The organism is Hydrogenophaga pseudoflava (assembly GCF_031020795.1).
Lineage (GTDB): Bacteria > Pseudomonadota > Gammaproteobacteria > Burkholderiales > Burkholderiaceae_C > Hydrogenophaga > Hydrogenophaga pseudoflava_A.
This window is the reverse complement of sequence record NZ_JAVHJP010000006.1, coordinates 169,116-189,698: the sequence shown is the minus strand read 5'-3', so window position 1 is coordinate 189,698 and position 20,583 is coordinate 169,116. Positions and strand designations below refer to the sequence as shown.

21 protein-coding genes are annotated in these 20,583 nt (G+C 65.5%); 20 read left to right on the top strand and 1 reads right to left on the bottom strand.

Annotated elements, in window-relative coordinates; translation table 11 throughout:
- Window positions 1–86 precede the first annotated feature (86 nt).
- Window positions 87–890: an outer membrane protein assembly factor BamD gene (locus tag RCO38_RS19215; RefSeq protein ID WP_308330226.1), complete on the bottom strand. Its 804-nt coding sequence runs from the start codon at window positions 888–890 to the stop codon at window positions 87–89.
- 32 nt (window positions 891–922) lie between these two features.
- Between RCO38_RS19215 and RCO38_RS19210 the strand changes: the two genes are divergently transcribed.
- The 20 genes from RCO38_RS19210 to RCO38_RS19115 all read left to right on the top strand — a co-directional run bounded on the left by RCO38_RS19210 (window position 923) and on the right by RCO38_RS19115 (window position 20,580).
- Window positions 923–1,948 (top strand): RluA family pseudouridine synthase, encoded by a 1,026-nt coding sequence (locus tag RCO38_RS19210; RefSeq protein WP_374694557.1) that lies wholly within the window; start codon window positions 923–925, stop codon window positions 1,946–1,948.
- A 141-nt stretch (window positions 1,949–2,089) separates the two neighbouring features.
- Window positions 2,090–2,746: an SMC-Scp complex subunit ScpB gene (scpB, locus tag RCO38_RS19205; RefSeq protein ID WP_308330049.1), complete on the top strand. Its 657-nt coding sequence runs from the start codon at window positions 2,090–2,092 to the stop codon at window positions 2,744–2,746.
- Window positions 2,715–3,992 (top strand): pseudouridine synthase, encoded by a 1,278-nt coding sequence (locus RCO38_RS19200; RefSeq protein WP_308330048.1) that lies wholly within the window; start codon window positions 2,715–2,717, stop codon window positions 3,990–3,992. Before scpB ends, RCO38_RS19200 begins: the two co-directional genes overlap by 32 nt.
- Window positions 3,993–4,104: 112 nt before the next feature.
- Window positions 4,105–4,530 (top strand): nucleoside-diphosphate kinase, encoded by a 426-nt coding sequence (gene ndk, locus RCO38_RS19195; protein ID WP_308330047.1) that lies wholly within the window; start codon window positions 4,105–4,107, stop codon window positions 4,528–4,530.
- A 21-nt stretch (window positions 4,531–4,551) separates the two neighbouring features.
- Window positions 4,552–5,679, top strand: a complete 1,128-nt coding sequence (rlmN, locus tag RCO38_RS19190; protein WP_308330046.1) for a 23S rRNA (adenine(2503)-C(2))-methyltransferase RlmN — start codon at window positions 4,552–4,554, stop codon at window positions 5,677–5,679.
- A gap of 5 nt (window positions 5,680–5,684) precedes the next feature.
- Window positions 5,685–6,560, top strand: a complete 876-nt coding sequence (gene pilW, locus RCO38_RS19185; RefSeq protein ID WP_308330045.1) for a type IV pilus biogenesis/stability protein PilW — start codon at window positions 5,685–5,687, stop codon at window positions 6,558–6,560.
- A 7-nt stretch (window positions 6,561–6,567) separates the two neighbouring features.
- The gene (locus tag RCO38_RS19180) at window positions 6,568–7,446 is read left to right on the top strand and encodes a RodZ domain-containing protein (RefSeq protein ID WP_308330044.1); all 879 of its coding nucleotides are present in this window, start codon (window positions 6,568–6,570) and stop codon (window positions 7,444–7,446) included.
- 2 nt (window positions 7,447–7,448) lie between these two features.
- Complete coding sequence (ispG, locus tag RCO38_RS19175) at window positions 7,449–8,741, top strand: flavodoxin-dependent (E)-4-hydroxy-3-methylbut-2-enyl-diphosphate synthase (protein WP_308330043.1); 1,293 nt, start codon at window positions 7,449–7,451, stop codon at window positions 8,739–8,741.
- 42 nt (window positions 8,742–8,783) lie between these two features.
- Window positions 8,784–10,079: a histidine--tRNA ligase gene (gene hisS, locus RCO38_RS19170; RefSeq protein WP_308330042.1), complete on the top strand. Its 1,296-nt coding sequence runs from the start codon at window positions 8,784–8,786 to the stop codon at window positions 10,077–10,079.
- A 62-nt stretch (window positions 10,080–10,141) separates the two neighbouring features.
- Window positions 10,142–10,813, top strand: a complete 672-nt coding sequence (locus RCO38_RS19165; RefSeq protein ID WP_308330041.1) for a YfgM family protein — start codon at window positions 10,142–10,144, stop codon at window positions 10,811–10,813.
- A gap of 11 nt (window positions 10,814–10,824) precedes the next feature.
- Window positions 10,825–11,952 (top strand): outer membrane protein assembly factor BamB, encoded by a 1,128-nt coding sequence (gene bamB, locus RCO38_RS19160; RefSeq protein WP_308330040.1) that lies wholly within the window; start codon window positions 10,825–10,827, stop codon window positions 11,950–11,952.
- 51 nt (window positions 11,953–12,003) lie between these two features.
- Window positions 12,004–13,338: a ribosome biogenesis GTPase Der gene (gene der / locus RCO38_RS19155; RefSeq protein WP_308330039.1), complete on the top strand. Its 1,335-nt coding sequence runs from the start codon at window positions 12,004–12,006 to the stop codon at window positions 13,336–13,338.
- Window positions 13,339–13,378: 40 nt separating this feature from the next.
- Entirely contained in the window at window positions 13,379–13,675 is a 297-nt protein-coding gene (gene hfq, locus RCO38_RS19150) for an RNA chaperone Hfq (RefSeq protein WP_308330038.1), read from the top strand.
- On the top strand, window positions 13,672–14,850 hold the full coding sequence (hflX, locus tag RCO38_RS19145; RefSeq protein ID WP_308330037.1) for a GTPase HflX: 1,179 nt from the start codon (window positions 13,672–13,674) through the stop codon (window positions 14,848–14,850). Before hfq ends, hflX begins: the two co-directional genes overlap by 4 nt.
- Before the next feature lie 56 nt (window positions 14,851–14,906).
- Complete coding sequence (gene hflK / locus RCO38_RS19140) at window positions 14,907–16,247, top strand: FtsH protease activity modulator HflK (RefSeq protein WP_308330036.1); 1,341 nt, start codon at window positions 14,907–14,909, stop codon at window positions 16,245–16,247.
- 26 nt (window positions 16,248–16,273) lie between these two features.
- The gene (hflC, locus tag RCO38_RS19135) at window positions 16,274–17,158 is read left to right on the top strand and encodes a protease modulator HflC (RefSeq protein WP_308330035.1); all 885 of its coding nucleotides are present in this window, start codon (window positions 16,274–16,276) and stop codon (window positions 17,156–17,158) included.
- 21 nt (window positions 17,159–17,179) lie between these two features.
- Complete coding sequence (locus RCO38_RS19130; protein WP_308330034.1) at window positions 17,180–17,356, top strand: DUF2065 domain-containing protein; 177 nt, start codon at window positions 17,180–17,182, stop codon at window positions 17,354–17,356.
- Between the two features lie 68 nt (window positions 17,357–17,424).
- Window positions 17,425–18,597: an ATP phosphoribosyltransferase regulatory subunit gene (locus RCO38_RS19125; RefSeq protein ID WP_308330033.1), complete on the top strand. Its 1,173-nt coding sequence runs from the start codon at window positions 17,425–17,427 to the stop codon at window positions 18,595–18,597.
- Window positions 18,598–18,610: 13 nt separating this feature from the next.
- The gene (locus RCO38_RS19120) at window positions 18,611–19,999 is read left to right on the top strand and encodes an adenylosuccinate synthase (protein ID WP_308330032.1); all 1,389 of its coding nucleotides are present in this window, start codon (window positions 18,611–18,613) and stop codon (window positions 19,997–19,999) included.
- Between the two features lie 56 nt (window positions 20,000–20,055).
- Entirely contained in the window at window positions 20,056–20,580 is a 525-nt protein-coding gene (locus RCO38_RS19115; protein ID WP_308330031.1) for a phosphoribosyltransferase, read from the top strand.
- The last annotated feature ends 3 nt before the right edge of the window (window positions 20,581–20,583 follow it).

The following is a 20,583-nucleotide window of genomic DNA, read 5'->3' as shown; positions in this document are numbered from 1 at the left end:
AGAGGTCGTGTGGAGCGGGCGGGCTGCCTGCACTGGTCCGCATGGTAACCACTAATTTCCAGCCCCCTGCGGCTGGCTGCGGTGTGTCACCAGAGCTTCCACCATGGCTTGCCGCCGGTGCTCGTGGGACGCCCGAGGTAGGCACTGTTCGGAAAACTGGACTGCAGCACCCTGCGTGCGTCGTCGCGCAGCTGGGTCATGCCCAGGGCGTCGTAGCTGCCCACGAGGATCGCGAGGGCTTCTTCCAGAGCCGGGGCCTTGGGATAGTCGGTGATGGCAGTTTGCGCCCGGTTCACCGCAGCAAGGTACGCACCCCGGCTCATGTAGTAGCGGGCCACGTGCACTTCCGACTGGGCCAGCGAGTTGACAATGTGCGTCATGCGAGCCCGGGCGTCCGGCGCGTAGCGCGATTCCGGAAACCGCGTGGTCAGCTCTCGCAGCGCCTCGAACGACTCCTTGGCCGCTTTCTGGTCGCGCTCGGAGAGATCCTGCTGGACCAGCGAGCCCAGCAGGCCGAGGTTTTCGTTGAATGTCACCAGGCCCTTGAGGTACAGCGCATAGTCCAGGGCGGGACTGGCCGGGTGCAGGCGCAGGAAACGCTCGATGGTGGCCAGCGCCTGGGCCTGCTCGCCGGACTTGTACTGCGTGTAGGCCTTCTCGAGCTGGGCCTGCTGCGCCAGCGGCGTGCCGGCCGCTCGTCCTTCGAGCTTCTCGTACAGGCCGATGGCCTTCTCGTAGTTGCCGGCGTTGCGCTCGTCCATCGCCTCGCTGTGGATCTTGTTGGGGCTCCAGTCCTTGGTCGGGTCGACAGGGGTGGAACTGCAACCGGAGAAGCTGAGCGCGGCGGCAACGGCACACAGGGGCACGACCGATAATCTCGAACGAGGAATCACACGCTTACCTTCACAACTGGAACACCGGATTGGCTGCAGAAATTATATCGACGGGGGGGGTGAACGGCCCCGGTGCGAACGAGGGTGACAGCGATACCGGTGATGTGCTGGCGGAGGCGGAGGTGCGGGACCTTCTGGTGCCCGCCGACATGCATGGCTGGCGCATCGACAAGGCGCTGGCGACCCTGGTGCCCGAGTTGTCCCGGTCATATCTTCAGCAACTGATGGGGGAGGGTGCGGTGTCGCTGGACGGTCGGCCCGCCACCAAGCCTTCGGCGCGTGTGGTGGCCGGCGGTCGGCTTCGCGCAGAGTTGCGTCCCACGCAGCAGGCGATGGCTTTCGTGGCCCAGCCGATGGCGCTGGACATCGTGCACGAGGACGACGACCTGATGGTGATCTGCAAGCCGGTGGGGCTGGTGGTCCATCCGGCCGCCGGCAACTGGAGCGGCACGCTGCTCAACGGCCTGCTGGCCCATCACGCCGGTGCTGCCAGCTTGCCCCGCGCCGGCATCGTGCATCGGCTGGACAAGGACACCTCCGGGCTCATGCTGGTGGGCAAGAGCCGCCGTGCCGTGGATGCTCTGGTGCGGGCGATTGCGGCACGCGAGGTCCAGCGCGAGTATCTGGCCATCGGCCATGGCCGATGGTCGCGTGAAGATGTCTGCGAAGTCGATCAGCCTGTGGGGCGCGATCCGGGGAATCGTCTGCGAATGGCGGTGCTGCGCAAGGACAGCCCGGCGGGCAAGCCGGCGCGCACGACGTTCCGGCTGATGGATGCCGTCGAGCAGGCCTCGCTGGTGGCCTGCAAGCTCCACACTGGCCGGACCCACCAGATCAGGGTCCACATGGCCTGGCTGGGCCATCCGCTGGTGGGGGATGCGCTGTATGGGGGGCGCCCGGCGTGGGGTATACAGCGCCAGGCTCTGCATGCTGCCCGCCTGCGCCTGCATCATCCCGTGTCCGGCGCCGAGCTGGCTTTCTCCAGCGAGCCGCCTGCGGATTTCCTGGCCACTCTGCAGGCATCTGGCCTCCGTTACAATGATGGGGATCTGTAGACCCGGTTCCGACGGCCCCCAGGGCCTGTGAGGTGCGGCGTCCATTCTCCGGTCCCTGTACACCCGGTCGGTCCTGCGCGACGCCAGCTGCCGCTGCTGCGGTTTTGTCAGGACCCCAACACTCATTTTCAGGCACCCCCGATGAATACCTCGGATGCCCGGCGCGTCGTCGAGACGGCCCTCATCTGTGCTTCCCAGCCTTTGTCCCTGAAGGAGCTGGGTGTGCTCTTCGATGGAGAAGTGTCGGCCGACACGCTCAAGACCCTGTTGACCGACCTTCAGGCGGAGTGGACCGGTCGGGGCGTCGAGCTGGTCCAGGTGGCTTCCGGTTGGCGCTTTCAGAGTCGCCCCGAGCTGCGGCCGTTTCTGGATCGGCTGCATCCCGAGAAGCCGCCCAAGTACACGCGGGCTGCCATGGAGACGCTGGCCATCATTGCGTACCGGCAACCTGTGACGCGGGGCGACATGGAAGACATCCGCGGCGTGACCATCAATTCCCTGATCCTCAAGCAATTGGAAGACAGGGGCTGGATCGAGGTCATCGGCCACCGGGAGACCGTTGGGCGGCCCGCTCTCTTTGCCACGACTCGGCAGTTTCTGGACGACCTTGGCCTGTCGTCGCTCGATCAGTTGCCGCCGCTGGACAGCAGCGAGGTTCAGGAGTCCGCGCTGGGACGACTGGACTTCGGGGCGTTGAGCGTCGGTGCTCCGGAGCAGGCCGGCGAACCTGTGGAATCCCAGACATCCGAACTTTTCCAGGAACAGCATGAACATCGTGCCCCCACGCCCGCCGAGTGAGACCGATCCCGACGAAGGTCTGGCCGCAGGGCCAGGCGGGTCCGTACCGGCGCCCCAGCCCGCCGCCACTCCGGTTTCCGGCGACATGGCCTTTGACGATGTTGTCAGCGGGGCGTTTGATGCGGTGCAGGAGCAGGAGCTGCCCTTGCCTGGCAAGCGCGTGCTTCAGCCCGAGGCGGATGCGCCCAAACTCCACAAGGTGCTGGCCCAAGCGGGGCTGGGCTCCCGCCTGGAGATGGAGCAGCTGATTCTCGAGGGGCGCATCTCTGTCAACGGAGAGCCGGCCCACATCGGCCAGCGCATCCAGTTCGGCGACACCATCAAAGTCAACGGCAAGCCGGTGAGGGTGCGCATTGCTCCGCCTCCGCCGCGGGTGCTCGCATATCACAAGCCGGCTGGCGAGGTGGTGACGCACGACGATCCGCAGAACCGGCCCACGGTGTTCCGCCGTCTGCCCAGGTTGCAGACTGGCAAGTGGCAGTCGGTGGGGCGCTTGGACCTCAACACGGAGGGGTTGCTGCTGCTCACGAACTCCGGCGAACTGGCCAACCGGCTGATGCACCCCCGGTTTGGATTGCAGCGGGAATATGCCGTTCGTGTGCTGGGTGCGCTGTCCGGTGAAGAAAAGCAGCGTCTCCTTGATGGGGTGAAGCTCGACGACGGGATGGCCCAGTTTGCGTCCATCGAAGAGGGCGGTGGCGAGGGGGCCAACTGCTGGTACCGGGTGACCATTGCCGAGGGGCGCAATCGCGAGGTTCGTCGCATGTTCGAGGCGGTTGGGCATGCTGTCAGCCGGCTGATCCGCATTCGCTACGGGGCCATGATGCTCCCACGCGGACTCAAGCGTGGCGTCTGGCTAGAACTGGACCATCGGGACATTGAGCGCCTGACCACGGCGGCCGGCATGCCTCAGGGAGGCGAAGGGCGTTCGCCTGTCCGCAACGCGGGTGGTCGAGGTCGGCACTTCGGGCAGGGGCCTCGCCCGGATGGAAAAGCAGGCGTGCCGCGTGCCGGTTCGTCCTTTGACCGTGAAGGAAAGCCTACCGGGGTGGGTGGCAGGGGCGCTGGAAAGAGGCCTGCCAAGGGTTCCGGAAAAGACGCGAGCGCAGGTGGACAACCCGACCCCATGAAAACCTCGTACGGGTACATCGGGCAAGACTCGCTGCAGCGGCGCAGGGAGCGCGATGCGTCGCGTGACAACAAGCCGCCGAAGGGGCGCAAGACCGGTCGGTCCGGGGGGCGTTGAGCCCTGTGCGCCCCTGTGGGCATCGGGTGCCCGTTCATAGGTGCGATGTAGAATCAAGGGCTTTGCCGCAAGGCGCACGATTCCTGTTTCATAACCCGCTCCAAGGACCATCATGGCCATCGAACGCACCCTCTCCATCATCAAGCCCGACGCCGTCGCCAAGAACGTGATCGGCCAGATCTACGCCCGTTTCGAAGCGGCCGGCCTGAAGGTCGTGGCCGCCAAGATGGCCCACCTGTCGCAGCGCGAAGCCGAGCAGTTCTACGCTGTGCACAAGGAGCGTCCTTTCTTCAAGGATCTCGTGAGCTTCATGATCTCCGGCCCCGTGATGATCCAGGTCCTGGAAGGTGAGGGCGCCATCCTCAAGAACCGCGACCTGATGGGCGCCACCGATCCCAAGAAGGCCGCCGCCGGCACCATCCGCGCCGACTTCGCCGACAGCATCGACGCCAACGCCGTGCACGGCTCCGACGCTCCTGAAACCGCTGCCGTGGAAGTGGCCTTCTTCTTCCCCGGCATGAATGTCTACTCGCGCTGATCGCGGGCTGACCATGCCATCATGACGGTCAATCTGCTCGACTTCGATCTCGAGGGCCTGACCGCCTTTTGCGAACAGCTGGGCGAAAAGCGCTTCCGCGCCGTTCAGCTGTTTCGCTGGATTCATCAGAAGGGTGCGTCGCGCTTTGACGAGATGAGCGATCTCGCCAAAAGCCTGCGCGAAAAGCTGCCTTCGGTCTGCTCCATCTCCGGCCTGCCGGTGCTTTCGCGCCAGGACTCGGCCGACGGCACCATCAAGTGGCTGTTCGATGTGGGCGACGGCAACGCCGTCGAGACCGTGTTCATTCCCGAAGACGACCGCGGCACGCTGTGCGTGTCCTCACAGGCGGGCTGCGCCGTGGGTTGTCGCTTCTGTTCCACCGGTCATCAGGGCTTCTCGCGCAATCTGACGACCGGAGAAATCCTTGCCCAGCTGTGGCACGCCGAACACTTCCTGCGCCAGCACTTGAAGTCGTCCGAGCGCGTGATCACCAACGTGGTGATGATGGGAATGGGGGAGCCCCTGCAGAACTACGGCGCCCTGGTGCCTGCGCTGAAGGTGATGCTGGACGACCATGGGTATGGGTTGTCCAGGCGCCGCGTCACCGTGTCGACCTCGGGTGTGGTGCCCATGATTGATCGCCTGGCCAAGGACTGTCCGGTGGCGTTGGCCGTGTCGCTCCACGCGCCCAACGATCCGCTGCGCGACGTCCTCGTGCCGATCAACCGCAAGTACCCGATCGCAGAACTGCTGGACGCCTGCCTGCGCTACCTGCCGGCCGCTCCGCGCGACTTCATCACCTTCGAGTACTGCATGCTGGACGGGGTCAATGACCAGCCCGAACACGCCGCGCAACTGCTGGACCTCGTGCGGCACCACGGCGGTCGCGGTGTGCCGTGCAAGTTCAACCTGATACCCTTCAACCCGTTTCCCGACTCCGGTCTGAAATGCTCCCCACGTCCGGTGGTGCAGGCGTTTGCGAGGATCCTCAGCGAGGCCGGCGTCGTGACCACCGTGCGCAAGACGCGCGGTGACGACATCGATGCGGCCTGTGGCCAGCTGGCCGGAGACGTGATGGACCGGACCCAGGTCGCCCGGCGGATTGCTGCGGCGCAACCCATCCGATTTGTGCACCCAGCCAAGGAATGACAGGCATGAACGATTTCAGCGTGCGATCAGAGACTCCGCGCGGACCGGCCCCGTGGGCCAATCCATCTGCATGGCTGGGTCGCGCGTTGGGGATGCTCCTGCTGCTGGGCGTCTTGCTGGGGCTCGGGGGCTGCGCCGCTCCGCCGTCGGGTACCAATGCCAGCGCGGGGAGCGGTACCGAGCCCATCACCGAATCCGATGAGCCCGAAGGGCGCAAGCGGGCCAGGATCCGGCTGGAGCTAGCGGCCGGCTATTTCGAGCAGGGGCAGACCTCGGTGGCCCTCGATCAGATCAAGCAGGCTCTGGCGGCCGATCCCGGCTTCGGACCTGCCTACTCGCTGCGCGGCCTGGTGTACATGCGGCTGAACGAACCGGCGCTGGCCGAGGAGAGCTTTCGCCGCGCGCTCCAGATCAATTCCCGGGACGCCGATGCCATGCACAACTACGGCGTCTTCCTCTGTCAGCAGCAGCGGCATGCCGAGGGGGTGGGCCTCTTCCGGCGTGCGTTGTCCAATCCGCTCTACGCCAACCAGGCCAAGACGCTGATGATGCAGGGCACCTGCCAGCTGCGCATGGGGCAGGCCGCCGAGGCAGAGGCCAGCTTTTCGCGCTCCTATGAGCTCGATCCGGCCAATCCCTATGTGGGATACAACCTCGCCAACCTGGAGTTCCTTCGGGGCGAACTCACCAAGGCACAGTTTGTGATCCGCCGCATCAACAACTCCGAACAGGCCAACTCGGAGACCCTCTGGCTCGGGATCAGGATCGAGCGCAGGCTCAACAATGTCCAGGTGGTCGAGCAACTGGCACAGCAGCTGCAGCGCCGTTTCCCTCGCTCCAAAGAGTGGGCGGCCTATCAGCGGGGAGCGTTCAATGAGTGAGGCGACCATGTCCCAGGACACCGCCTGGACGCGGCCGGTGCTGCTGCAGCAATCGAGAGAAGCCGCTGGCCTGCACATCGGCGCGCTGGCCGCGGCCTTGAAGGTGCCGGTCAAGAAACTGGAGGCGCTGGAGGCCGGCCGGTACGAAGAGTTGCCTGACCTGACCTTTGCCAGGGCGCTCGCCTCGAGCGCCTGCCGGCATCTGAAGATTGATCCGGCGCCGGTGCTGGAACAGATTCCGTTCAGCCGCACCCCGATGCTGGGCGACACGCCCAACACCATCAACGCACCCTTCAAGCCCGCGCAGGAAGGCGCCAGCTCTCCCGCTGCCGAGTGGCTGCGCCGTCCCGCGGTGCTGGCGTCGCTGTTGCTCGTGCTGGCCGCCGGCGGACTGCTGCTGGCCCCGGACTGGGGAACCTCGATCGGCCAGCTTGGGCAGTCGGCGCCAGCGACAACGGCCACCTCCCCGGAGCGGGTGGAACCCGGACCCGACGTGCCGCTGTCCGCTGGCCCGACCGGGACCGTCGAAGTGCCCCTTGGTGGGACATCCGCCGCAGTCCCGTCCCCCGACGCGGTGACAGGGGCCGCTCCGGCAGTTTCGGCGCCGACCGCGCCCGATGCGTCAGCCACGCCGACGGATGCCAATGGCGCCGCGCTGTTGCGCATCCAGGCCATCGGCGAGTCGTGGGTAGAGGTGGTGGACGGCAAGGGCGCGTCCCAGGTGCAACGTGTGCTCAAGCCTGGCGATTCGCTGGACTTTTCCGCGTTGCCGCCTTATTCGGTGGTGGTGGGGCGGGCCGATGCGGTCCAGGTGACGGTGCGCGGTCAGAGCTTTGACGTGATGCCCCTTGCCCGCAACAGCGTGGCACGCTTCCAGGTGAAATGACAATGCCCACAGTTGCAGCTTCCGATCCAATTCAGTTTGGCGAACCGGGTCCCATCGCGCTGAGTGCGCCGCGCCTGCGGCGTAGCCGTGCTGGTGTGGTGAGCTGGCGCGATCACCACGTGACCGTCGGTGGCGGCGCGCCGGTGCGCGTGCAGTCGATGACCAACACCGACACTGCCGACGCCATCGGAACCGCCATTCAGGTCAAGGAACTGGCACTGGCAGGCTCCGAGCTGGTTCGGATCACGGTCAACAACGACGAGGCGGCGCAGGCGGTGCCGCACATTCGCGAACAGCTCGATCGCATGGGCATCCATGTGCCGCTGATCGGCGACTTCCACTACAACGGCCACCGCCTGCTGACCGATCACCCGGCCTGTGCCGAGGCGCTGTCCAAGTACCGGATCAATCCCGGCAACGTGGGGCGCGGCGACAAAGGCGACCGGCAATTCGCCCAGATGGTCGAGATCGCCGCCCGCCACGACAAGGCAATCCGCATCGGGGTCAACTGGGGAAGCCTCGACCAGGACCTGTTGGCGCGTCTGATGGACGACAACGCACGGCGTGCCGAACCCTGGGATGCGCGTCAGGTCATGTACGAGGCGCTGATCACCTCGGCCCTGGACTCCGCTCGCCGTGCAGAAGAGATCGGACTGAACCCCAACAACATCACGCTGTCCTGCAAGGTGTCGGGCGTGCAGGACCTGATCGCGGTCTACCAGGAACTGGCGCTCCGCACCGACCACGTGCTGCACCTGGGACTGACCGAGGCCGGCATGGGCGTGAAAGGCACGGTGGCCTCCGCCGCGGCGCTGGCGGTGTTGTTGCAGCAGGGTATCGGTGACACCATCCGTGTGTCGCTCACCCCGCAGCCTGGTGAGGCGCGGACGCAGGAGGTCGTGGTGGCTTCCGAGATCCTTCAGGCGCTGGGGCTGCGCACCTTCGTGCCCAGCGTCACCGCCTGTCCGGGTTGTGGCCGCACCACCAGCACCACCTTCCAGGAGCTGGCCAAGCAGATCGACGACTTCCTGCGGGCATCGATGCCCGTCTGGCGTGCGCGCTATCCCGGTGTGGAGAACATGAAGGTGGCCGTGATGGGCTGCATCGTCAACGGACCGGGCGAAAGCAAGCACGCCGACATCGGCATCAGCCTTCCGGGAACCGGTGAGGCGCCTGCTGCACCGGTCTTCATCGACGGCCAGAAGGCGATGACGCTGCGTGGCGAAACCATCGCCGTCGAGTTCCAGCAGATCGTCGAAAACTACATCCAGAAGCGGTTCGGCGCCCCCGCCTGAGCCGACGGCGGCTCCCGCCGCCCTACATTGCTGAGCAGATCCATGGCAGAGAAACTGAGCGCCGTCAAAGGCATGAACGACATCGCCCCTCCCGTGTCCGCACACTGGGAGTGGCTGGAAGACACGCTGCGGTCGCTGATGCGCTGCTACGGGTACCGCAATGTGCGCACGCCCATCGTCGAGCCGACCGCGCTGTTTGTCCGCGGTCTTGGCGAGGTGACGGACATCGTGGAGAAGGAGATGTACTCCTTCGAGGATCGCCTCAACGGCGAGCAACTGACGCTGCGCCCGGAGAACACGGCGGGCGTGGTGCGCGCAGCGGTCGAGCACTCGATGCTCTATGACGGCGGCAAGCGCCTCTACTACATGGGGCCGATGTTCCGTCACGAGCGCCCTCAGCGCGGTCGCTACCGTCAGTTCCACCAGTTCGGCGCCGAGGCCCTCGGGTTCGCCGGGCCCGACGTGGACGTCGAACTGATCGTGATGGCCTGCGACCTGTGGACGCATTTGGGGCTGGAGGGTATCGAGCTGGAGATCAACAGCCTCGGGCAGCCGGCCGAGCGCCTGGCGCACCGTCAGGCGCTCATCAGCTATCTGGAGGAGCACGCGGACTTGCTGGACGAGGACGCCCGGCGCCGGCTGCACTCCAACCCGTTGCGCATTCTGGACACCAAGAACCCGGCGATGCAGGCCATGGTCAATGGTGCGCCTCACCTCATGGCTTTCCTGGGCGCCGAGTCCCTCGATCATTTCAACCGCCTGCGCGCGCTCCTCGACGCACAAGGCATCGCCTACCGCATCAACCCGCGCCTGGTGCGCGGCATGGACTACTACAACCTTTCGGTGTTCGAGTTCGTGACCACCCAGCTCGGATCGCAAGGCACCGTGTGTGCCGGCGGGCGCTACGACGGCCTGTTCGAGCAGATCGGCGGCAAACCGGCGCCGGCGGTAGGCTGGGCGCTGGGCATGGAGCGCATCCTGGAGCTGCTCAAGGAACAGGGCAAGCTGCCCGAGCCCGCCGCTCCCGATGCCTATGCGGTGATTCCGGATGCCGCGGCCCTGTCGGTGGCCATGCCGCTACTTCGGCAACTGCGCGCCCATGGCGTGTCGGTCGCGATGCATGCGGGGGGCGCCGAGGGCATGGGCAGCATGAAGTCCCAGTTCAAGAAGGCCGACGCAAGCGGTGCTCGGTATGCGCTGGTGTTCGGCGCCCAGGAGCTGGAGCAGAGCATGGTGGCGCTCAAGTTCCTGCGTGGTGATCGCGCCGCCGAGACCGGGCAGCAGCTGCGGCCATTGGCGGAAGTGGCTGCCTGGGGGCCCGGACTGCGCAGCACCTGACCCGGGGGCGGTGCGCCCGACCCCACGACCTACAATCCGACGACTTCAACCAAACGACAGCCATGGCCACTCATTTAGACCTCGAAGAGCAGGAACAGATTGACCAGCTCAAGCACTTCTGGGCGCAGTACGGCAACCTGATCACCTGGGTGCTGATCGTGGTGCTCGGCGGGTTCGCCGCCTGGAATGGCTGGAACTGGTGGCAGCGCAGCCAGTCCATCAAGGCGGCGGCGCTCTACGACGAAATCGAGCGGGCCGCGGATGCGCGAGATCCCGAGAAGGTCGAGCGTGCGCTGGCCGACATGAAGGACAAATTCGGCGGTACCAGTTTCGCGGCCCAGGGGGCGATGCTGGCCGCCCAGAGCCTGTTCGAGGCCGGCAAGTCCGACGGGGCGAAGGCCGCACTGTCATGGGTGGCCAACAGCGGTTCTGACGACTCCTACAAGGCGGTGGCCCGCCTGCGACTGGCGGGCGTGCATTTGCAGGCCCAGGCCTACGAAGAGGCTTTGAAGGCGCTGGAAGCGCCGATGCCAGAGGCCTACGCGGCGCTTGTCGCCGACCGCCGGGGTGATGTGCTGATGGCGCAGGGAAAGGCGGACGAGGCCAAGGCGCAGTACCAGAAGGCCTGGGACGCCATGAGCGAGCGCACCGAGTACCGCCAGCTGGTGCAGGTCAAGCTGGCAGCGCTGGGCGTGAACGTGGCGCCTTCGACGACGAGCGGGGTGTCGCAGTGAAGCCGGCGGCCATGGGTTCCGTTCTCATGGGAAGGCGCCTGATGGCGGCTGCGGCGTTGGCTGTGCTCACGGCCTGTTCATCCGGGCCGGCCAAGGTCAAGCCGGCGGAGCTGCCGCCGCCCGCGAACCGGGCTTCGGCCCAGCAGATCTGGTCCACCCAGGTGGGGGCCTCGGCGGTCCCGCTGACCCCCTTTGCGCATCAGGGGCGTGTCTACCTTGCGGGTGGGACTGGCACCGTGGCCGTGGTCGATGCCACTTCTGGCCGCGATGTCTGGCGGCTGAACCTCAACACGCCGCTGTCCACCGGCGTGGGCAGCGATGGGGACATCGCCGCCGTCGTGTCCCAGGGACACCTGCTGGTGGCCATGGCGGACGGAAGGGAACTCTGGCGGGTGCAACTCCCCGCCGCGTCCTACACGTCGCCGCTCGTTGCAGGGCGGCGGGTGTTCGTGTTGACGGCTGATCGAAGCGTGCTGGCGTTCGACGGTCGCACCGGCGCGAAATTGTGGACGCAGACCCGCCCCGGGGAGCCCCTGGTGCTGCGGCAAGGCGGGGTTCTGATGGCGGTCGGCGACACACTGGTCGCTGGCCTGTCGGGTCGCCTGGTGGGACTGAATCCGGACAACGGCACTCCACGCTGGGATGTGCCGGTGGCCAACTCCCGTGGCACCAACGAGGTGGAACGCCTGGTGGATCTGGTCGGTCCGGCGAGCCGGCAGGGTGCCGGCGTCTGCGCCCGCGCGTACAACTCTGCGGTGGCCTGTGTGGATACCGACACCGGCCGATCGGTCTGGAACAAGGCCGCACAAGGCGTGGTGGGGGTGCATGGCGATGCACAGTGGGTCGCAGGTACCGAGGCCGACGGGCGGGTGCTGGTCTGGCAGCGCGCCGGTGGCGAGAAAGTCTGGGAGCTGGATCGCCTGAAATACCGCGACCTGACGGCTCCGCTGGTTCTTGGCCGGCTGCTGGTAGTGGGTGACCAGTCCGGACAGGTGCACTTGTTGTCGACGGCCGATGGCAGTGAGCTCACGCGCCTTGCCACCGACGGCTCGGCGGTGCTCGCCCAGCCCGTGTTGTCTGGTCCCGCTCTGGTGGTGCAGACGCGCAATGGCGGCGTGTTTGCCTGGCGTTCGCAATAAGCCGTAAGTTTTTCTTCGCCTTCGGGGCGAGCTGATCGAAAGTTCCTGTCCGTGAAACCCGTGATCGCCCTGGTGGGGCGGCCCAATGTGGGCAAATCCACCCTGTTCAACCGGTTGACCGGCACCCGTGACGCCATCGTGGCCGACTTCGCGGGGTTGACACGCGACCGTCATTACGGCAACGGACATCTGGGCAAGCGCGAGTACATCGTCATCGACACGGGCGGCTTTGAGCCCGACGCAGGCGAGGGTATCTACCGCGAGATGGCCAAACAGACCCGTCAGGCGGTAGCAGAGTCCGACGTGGTTCTGTTCGTCGTGGATGCCCGCGCCGGCCTGAGCGCTCAGGACCATGAAATTGCGCAGTACCTGCGCCGCCTGGGGAAGCCCACCATTCTGGTGGCGAACAAGGCCGAAGGCATGACCCAGGGTGTCCAGCTCGCCGAATTCTTTGAGCTCGGGCTGGGCGAGGTGCTGCCTGTGTCGAGCGCCCACGGACAAGGTGTACGGGGCATGCTGGAAAGCGCCTTGAACGCCGTTCCCGGCTTCTCCGAGGGCGATGAGGAGGAGGTCGAACCGGCTGAAGGGGTGATCCGGCTGGCGGTGGCCGGTCGGCCCAATGTCGGGAAGTCGACCCTGATCAACGCCTGGCTGGGCGAAGAGCGCCTCGTGGCCTTTGACCTGCCCGGGACCACGCGCGACGCGATATCCGTCCCGTTCGAACGCGACGGTCAGAAGTTCGAACTGATCGATACCGCGGGGCTGCGCCGCAAGGGCAGGGTCTTCGAGGCGATCGAGAAGTTTTCGGTCGTCAAGACCTTGCAAGCTATCGAAAGCGCCCATGTGGTGCTTTTGCTGCTCGACGCCACCCAAGGGGTGACCGATCAGGACGCGCACATCGCTGGATACATCCTCGAGAGCGGACGGGCCGTGGTGCTTGCCATCAACAAATGGGACGCGGTGGACAGCTACCAGCGCGAGCAGATCGAACGGCAGATTGAAACCCGACTGGCGTTCCTCAAGTTTGCAACCCTCCACCTGATTTCTGCGCGCAAGCGCCAGGGCCTCGGCCCGGTCTGGAAGTCCATCGTGCGGGCCCAGGCGTCGGCCATGCGCAAAATGCCGACGCCCATGCTGACCCGTCTGCTGCAGGAGGCGGTGGCCTTCCAGGCGCCCCAGAAGGTGGGCATGTACCGGCCCAAGATGCGCTACGCGCACCAGGGTGGCATGAACCCTCCGGTGATCGTGATTCACGGCAACTCGCTGGAGCACGTGCCGGACGCCTACAAGCGCTTTCTCGAAGGGCGTTTCCGCAAGGCGTTCGATCTGGTGGGGACGCCCCTGCGGATCGAGTTCAAGACCTCCGACAATCCCTACAAGGAATAGGTCCGCCCGGGCGTCTTCCTGAGCGCGCCACCGGTGTGGTATGGTGCGGCTCCTTATCCACTTCATTTTGAACACGGAGCATATCGTGAGCAATAACAAAGGCCAACTCTTGCAAGACCCTTTCCTGAACCAGCTGCGTCGGGAGCATGTGCCCGTTTCGATCTACCTGGTCAACGGGATCAAACTGCAGGGTCAGATCGAGTCGTTCGACCAGTACGTCGTGCTGCTGCGCAACACCGTGACCCAGATGGTGTACAAGCATGCGATTTCCACCATCGTGCCGGGTCGCCCGGTCCAGTTCTCCGCCGTCGGTGCGGACGAATCGTCCGGCTCTTGATCCCCTCCGGTACCCCTGCGCCGACACATCCGTCGGTTGTTCTTGTCGGGGTGGACTTTGGTCTGCCCCACTTCGACCACTCGCTCGAGGAGCTCGGCCTGCTGGCGCAGACGGCCGGCTTTTCTGTGGCCGACCGGGTGACCTGCAAACGCAAGGCGCCTGATCCGGCGCTGTTCGTCGGTACCGGCAAGGCGGAAGAAATCAGGATGCTTGCGCAGTCTTCCGGTGCCAGCGAGGTGTTGTTCGACCAGGCCCTGAGTCCAGCACAGCAGCGCAACCTCGAGCGGGCACTGGGACTGCCAGTCAACGACCGGACGTTGCTGATCCTCCAGATTTTTGCGCAGCGCGCGCGCAGCCACGAGGGCAAGCTCCAGGTGGAGCTGGCGCGCCTTCAGTATCTTTCTACACGCCTGGTCCGGCGCTGGACCCACCTGGAACGCCAAAGCGGTGGTATTGGCATGCGCGGCGGTCCGGGTGAGACGCAGATCGAGCTGGATCGTCGGATGATCGCCGACGCCATCAAGCGGACCAAGGACAGATTGGAGAAGGTCAAGAAGCAGCGGGCGACCCAGCGTCGTCAGCGGGAGCGGCGCGATGCGTTTGCGATCTCCCTGGTGGGCTACACCAACGCCGGAAAGTCCTCGCTGTTCAATGCCCTTGTGAAAGCGCGTGCCTACGCCGCGGACCAGTTGTTCGCCACGCTGGACACCACCACGCGGCAGCTGTACCTCGGCGAGGCGGGCCGGTCGGTGTCCCTCTCGGACACGGTGGGCTTCATTCGCGATCTGCCGCACGGACTGGTGGATGCCTTCGCGGCGACGCTGCAGGAGGCGGCCGATGCCGACCTGCTCCTGCATGTGGTGGATGCCTCCAACCCCTCGCACCTGGAGCAGATCGAATCGGTGCAGGGCGTGCTGCAGGAAATCGGGGCCAGCCAGGTGCCGCAGGTGCTGGTCTTCAACAAGCTCGATGCCATGGAGCCCGCCAGCGCCCCCCGTGTGTTGCAGGACACCATGGAACTCGATGGCCAGAGCGTGCCTCGTATCTTTGTGAGCGCGCTCGCCGGAACTGGTCTGCCCGAGTTGCGGGCCCTGCTGGCGTCGATCGTGCTGGAGCGCGTTCCTGCCGGGGAGTCCCGCGAGGGAGATTTCCCTCCCGGTGATCCGGCGCCCTGATTGGGCACAATGTGGTTTTGATCCGAAACAAGAGTTGACCATCCATGAATGTGAATATGGAATCTCCCTCCGGCGGTCCTGGTGCCGGGGTTCGTCCGGGGTGGCGGGCGCGGCTGCTGGGTGTGTTCAACCTGAACGATCCCCGGTGGGGCAGGGGTGATGAGCCATCGCGCGGCGATTCCGATCCCAAGCCCGGTGAAAAGGACGACCTTCAGCCGAGGGGGCAGCGCCCCCAAGGGCCCAATCAGGGCCCTCCGGATCTGGACGAACTCTGGCGCGACTTCAATCGGAAGCTGGGAGGCCTGCTCGGCAACAAGGGGGGCGGCGGTCGCGGGGGCAATGGAGGCGGAGCTCCGAACTTCAACCCCAGCCCCAAGTCGGCGGGTATCGGCGCCGGCCTGATCGGACTCGTGGCGCTGCTGATCTGGCTGGGCACCGGTTTCTTCATCGTGCAGGAAGGCCAGCAGGCGGTCATCACCCGCTTTGGCAAATACAGCAACACGGTCGGTGCCGGCATCAGCTGGCGCATGCCGTATCCCATCGAGCGGCATGAGACGGTGGCCGTGACCCAGTTGCGTTCGGTGGACGTCGGTCGCGACACGGTCGTGCCCGCCACCGGCTTGCGCGAGTCGTCGATGCTGACGGCGGACGAGAACATCGTCGACATCAAGCTGGTCGTGCAGTTCCGCCTCAGCGATGCCAGGGCCTACCTCTTCGAGAGCCGCGACCCCGAGTCCGCTGTCGTGAAGGCGGCGGAAACCGCGGTTCGCGAAGTGGTCGGCAAGATGAAGATGGACGCCGCTCTGGTGGAAGAGCGCGACCAGATCGCACCGAGGGTGCGCACGCTGATGCAAACCATCCTGGACCGCTACAAGGTGGGGGTCGTCGTCGAAGGTGTCAACCTGACGCATGTGCGGCCACCCGAGCAGGTGCAGGCGGCCTTTGACGACGTGCTCAAGGCCAGCCAGGAGCGCGACCGAGCCAAGAACGAGGCCCAGGCCTATGCCAACGACGTCGTGCCCCGGGCGCGGGGTGCGGCCTCGCGTCTGGCCGCTGAGGCAGAGGGTTACCGTGCGCGCATCGTCGGTCAGGCCGATGGTGATGCCCAGCGTTTCCGTGCTGTTCTGGCGGAATACCAGCGCGCGCCCCAGGTGACTCGCGACCGCATGTACCTGGACGCGATGTCGGAGATCTACTCCAACGTCACCAAGGTGATGGTCGACAGCAAGTCCGGCTCGAATCTGCTGTATCTGCCGCTGGACAAGCTGATGCAGCAGGTCGCCCAGACCCCAGCGACGTCCTCTGCGTCGACGCCGCCCGTGACCAGCGCGCCGATCCCGGCGCCCGCGACCACCAACAGCAGCAACGCCCGCTCGCGCGAGCGTGAGAGCCGCTGAAGCAAGACGTCCGGAGATTTCGAGACATGAACAAGCTTGGATTTATCGTCACCTCCTTTCTGGTGGCTTTGGCATTTCTGAGTGCCACATTCTTCGTGGTGGACCAGCGTCAGTTCGGCGTAGTGTTTCAACTGGGTGAAATCAAGAAGGTCGTGACGGAACCCGGGCTGGGTTGGAAAATTCCGCTGGTCCAGAACGTGTCCTACATCGACAAGCGCTTGCTGACGCTGGAAAGCAGTGATGCGGAGCCGACGCTGACAGCAGAGAAGCAGCGTGTGGTCATTGACTGGTATGTGCGCTGGCGCATCAGCGAGCCGCAGCAGTACATCCGCAACGTTGGTCTGAATGAAAGTGCCGGCGCGTTGCAACTGAACCGCGTCGTGCGCAACTCCTTCCAGCAGGAGGTGAACAAACGCACACTCAACGAACTGCTGTCGAGCCGTCGTGAAGAGTTGATGGAAGACGTCAAGCGAGAGGTGCTCCGCGCGGTAGCAGGTGCCGAGAAGCCCTGGGGCATGGACGTGGTGGACGTGCGCATCACGCGCGTGGACTACGCCGAGAGCATCACCGCCTCGGTCTATCAGCGCATGGAAACCGAGCGCAAACGGGTGGCCAACGAATTGCGATCCACCGGCTTTGCCGAGGGCGAGAAGATCCGCGCCGACGCCGACCGCCAACGCGAAGTGATTCTGGCCGACGCCTACAAGCAGGCCCAGGCGGTCAAGGGTGAGGGCGATGCCAAGGCGGCCGCGCTGTACGGCGAGGCGTTCGGCAGAGACCCGGCGTTCGCCCAGTTCTACCGAAGCCTGGAGGCTTACAAGGCCAGCTTCACGGGCAAGTCCGACGTCATGGTGTTGGACCCATCGTCGGAGTTCTTCAAGGCCATGCGCGGCGCTCCGGCGTCCCGCTGAGTGGAGACCTCACTTGCGGACGTGATCTGGCCAGCGCTGGCGCTGGTTCTGGTCTTTGAAGGACTGATGCCGTTCGTGGCCCCCGGGGCATGGCGCCGCGTGTTTGCCGAGATGCTCAGGTTGCGCGACGGGCAGATCCGGTTCTTCGGCCTGATCTGCATCGTCAGCGGCATTGCGCTCTGGTCCTGGGTCGCCTGAGCCGCGCCCGCCGAATGCCGGCGCTGCAGCCGGTAAAATTGCGTTTTTAACAGCCCCCTCCATTTCACATGTCTGCCTGGGTCCTCCCGGATCACATTGCCGATGTCCTGCCATCCGAGGCACGCCACATCGAAGAACTTCGCAGGGGTTTGCTGGACACCGCGCGTGGCTACGGCTACGAACTGGTGATGCCGCCGATGGTCGAGCATCTGGAATCGCTGCTCACCGGCACCGGCGAAGCGCTGGACCTGATGACGTTCAAGCTGGTCGATCAGCTCTCTGGCCGTTCCTTGGGGTTGCGCGCTGACAGCACGCCGCAGGTGGCCCGCATCGATGCCCATCTGCTCAACCGGCGAGGCGTGGCACGGCTGAGCTACTGCGGACCGGTCGTCCATACACGGGTCGACCGTCCCCTGGCCAGTCGTGAACCCTTGCAGTTCGGCGCAGAAATCTATGGCCATGCGGGCCTGGAAGCGGATCTGGAGGTGGTGGAGCTGGTGAGGGCCTGCCTGTGCCACGCAGGCGTTCAGAGGCTGCAGCTTGATCTGGCAGATGTGCGTGTGATCGACGCGGTCCTGGCGCCGGTGCAACTGTCTTCCGACACGGTGCGCGCCATTCACGCTGCGCTGGCGGGCAAGGATGTGCCCGGACTGGCCGAACTGGCGCAGGGTCTTCCCGAGGCTGTGCGCAGCGATCTGATGTCGTTGCCAGGCCTGTTCGGCGACGCCTCGGTCATCTCCAAGGCGCGTGCGCTGCTGACTCCCTCGGCCGCCTTGTCGGCCGCACTGGACGATCTCCAATGGCTGGCCGACCATGCCGCACGCGATGACATGCTGGTCACGGTGGACTTGGCCGACCTTCGCGGGTACGCGTACTACACAGGCATGCGTTTCGCCGTGTTTGCCCAGGGCCCGCAAGGCGCGGCCATGGAGCTGGCTCGCGGTGGCCGGTACGACGAGGTGGGCGCCGTCTTCGGGCGCAAGCGTCCTGCGGTGGGGTTCAGCCTGGACCTGAAGGAGCTGGTGGCGGCCGTGGCGCCGCGCCCTCTGGTGGCGGCCATCCGCTCCCCCTGGGGCATGGAACCCGGCCTGCGCGACGCGGTTGCGGCGTTGCGAGCCGAGGGCCATACCGTCGTCTGTGCCCTCCCGGGGCATGAGCATGAAGTCAATGAGTTCCACTGCGACCGCGAGCTGGTGCCCGATCCGGCCCGCGCGGGTGCCTGGACAGTGAAATCCCTTTAACCGGAATCAAGCAATGAGCAAGAACAGCAGCGCCGCTTCTGCGGGACGCAACGTGGTGGTCGTGGGCACGCAATGGGGCGATGAGGGAAAAGGCAAGCTGGTCGACTGGCTGACCGAATCCGCCCAGGGCGTCGTGCGCTTCCAGGGCGGCCACAACGCCGGTCACACGCTGGTGATCAACGGCGTCAAGACCGCGCTGCACCTGATTCCCAGCGGCATCATGCGGCCGGGCGTGAAGTGCTACATCGGCAATGGTGTGGTGCTCTCGGTGGGAAAGCTGTTCGAAGAGATTGCAGGGCTGGAGAAGGCGGGTGTGGAAGTGCGCTCGCGTCTGCGCGTGAGCGAGGGCTGTCCGCTGATCCTGCCTTTCCACGCCGCCATCGACATCGCCCGCGAGGCCGCCAAGGTCAAGGCCGGCACCGAGAAGATCGGCACCACGGGCCGCGGCATTGGCCCGGCCTATGAGGACAAGATCGCCCGTCGCGCGCTCCGCGTGATGGACCTCAAGTACCCCGAGCGCTTTGCATCCAAGCTGCGCGAGCTGCTGGCGCTCCACAACCATGTGCTCAAGACCTTCCTCCACTCTGCCGAACTGGCCTGGGACGAGAAGCTCGCGGTGTACATGAAGGACGGCGAGATCCAGTTCGACGCGGTGTACAACGAGGCCATGGCGCAGGCCGAACTGGTCAAGCCCATGATCGCCGACGTCTCGCGCGAGCTCAATGATGCCCACAAGGCCGGAGCCAACCTCCTGTTCGAGGGTGCACAGGGCACGCTGCTGGACATTGACCACGGCACCTACCCCTTCGTGACATCGAGCAACTGCGTGGCAGGCAATGCGGCGGCCGGTTCCGGCGTCGGGCCGCAGATGCTGCACTACATGCTGGGCATCACCAAGGCCTACTGCACCCGCGTGGGCGGCGGCCCTTTCCCGACGGAACTGGACTGGGAAGTGCCGGGCACGCCCGGCTACCACATGAGTACGGTGGGCGCCGAAAAGGGCGTGACCACAGGCCGGTCGCGCCGCTGCGGCTGGTTCGACGCTGCGCTGCTCAAGCGCTCGGCCCAGGTGAATGGTCTTACAGGGCTGTGCATCACCAAGCTCGATGTGCTCGACGGGCTGCCCGAACTCAAGCTGTGCACCGGCTATGAGCTGGACGGCGAAACCATCGACATCCTGCCCGCTGGTGCGGATGAAATCTCGCGCTGCAAGCCGATCTACGAAACCCTGCCGGGCTGGACCGAGAGCTCGGTGGGCAAGACGCGCTACGAAGACCTGCCGGTCAACGCGCAGCGTTATCTGGACCGCATCCAGGAGGCCACCGGTGTGCCCATCCATGTGGTGTCCACCAGCCCTGACCGCGATCACACCATCCTGCTTCACCATCCGTTCAGCGCCTGAGCCTTGCGGCCCTGGTGCAGAATGATTCCAACCGCGACCACGAACGGAAGACACGCATGCTGACCGAAGACGGCAAACACCTCTACGTCTCGTACGACGAATACCACAACCTGATCGAGAAGCTGGCGCTCAAGGTCTACCAGTCGGGCTGGGAGTTCGACACCATCCTCTGCCTGGCGCGCGGTGGCATGCGGCCCGGGGACATCCTTTCCCGCATTTTTGATGTGCCCCTCGCGATCATGTCGACCAGCTCCTACCGCGCCAACGCGGGCACCGAGCAGGGCAACCTCGACATCGCCCGCTACATCACCACACCCAAGGGCGAAATTGCCGGCAAGGTGCTGCTGGTGGACGACCTGGCCGACTCCGGCCACACGCTCAACGCCGTCATCGGCATGCTCAAGAACAACTACGCGCCGATCACGGAGTTGCGCAGCGCTGTGATCTGGACCAAGGCGGTGTCGGTGTTCACGCCCGACTATTCGGTCGAGTTCCTTCCGACCAACCCCTGGATCCATCAGCCGTTCGAGAGCTACGACAGCATGCGGCCGGCGCAACTGCTGGAAAAGTGGAAACTCTGATCT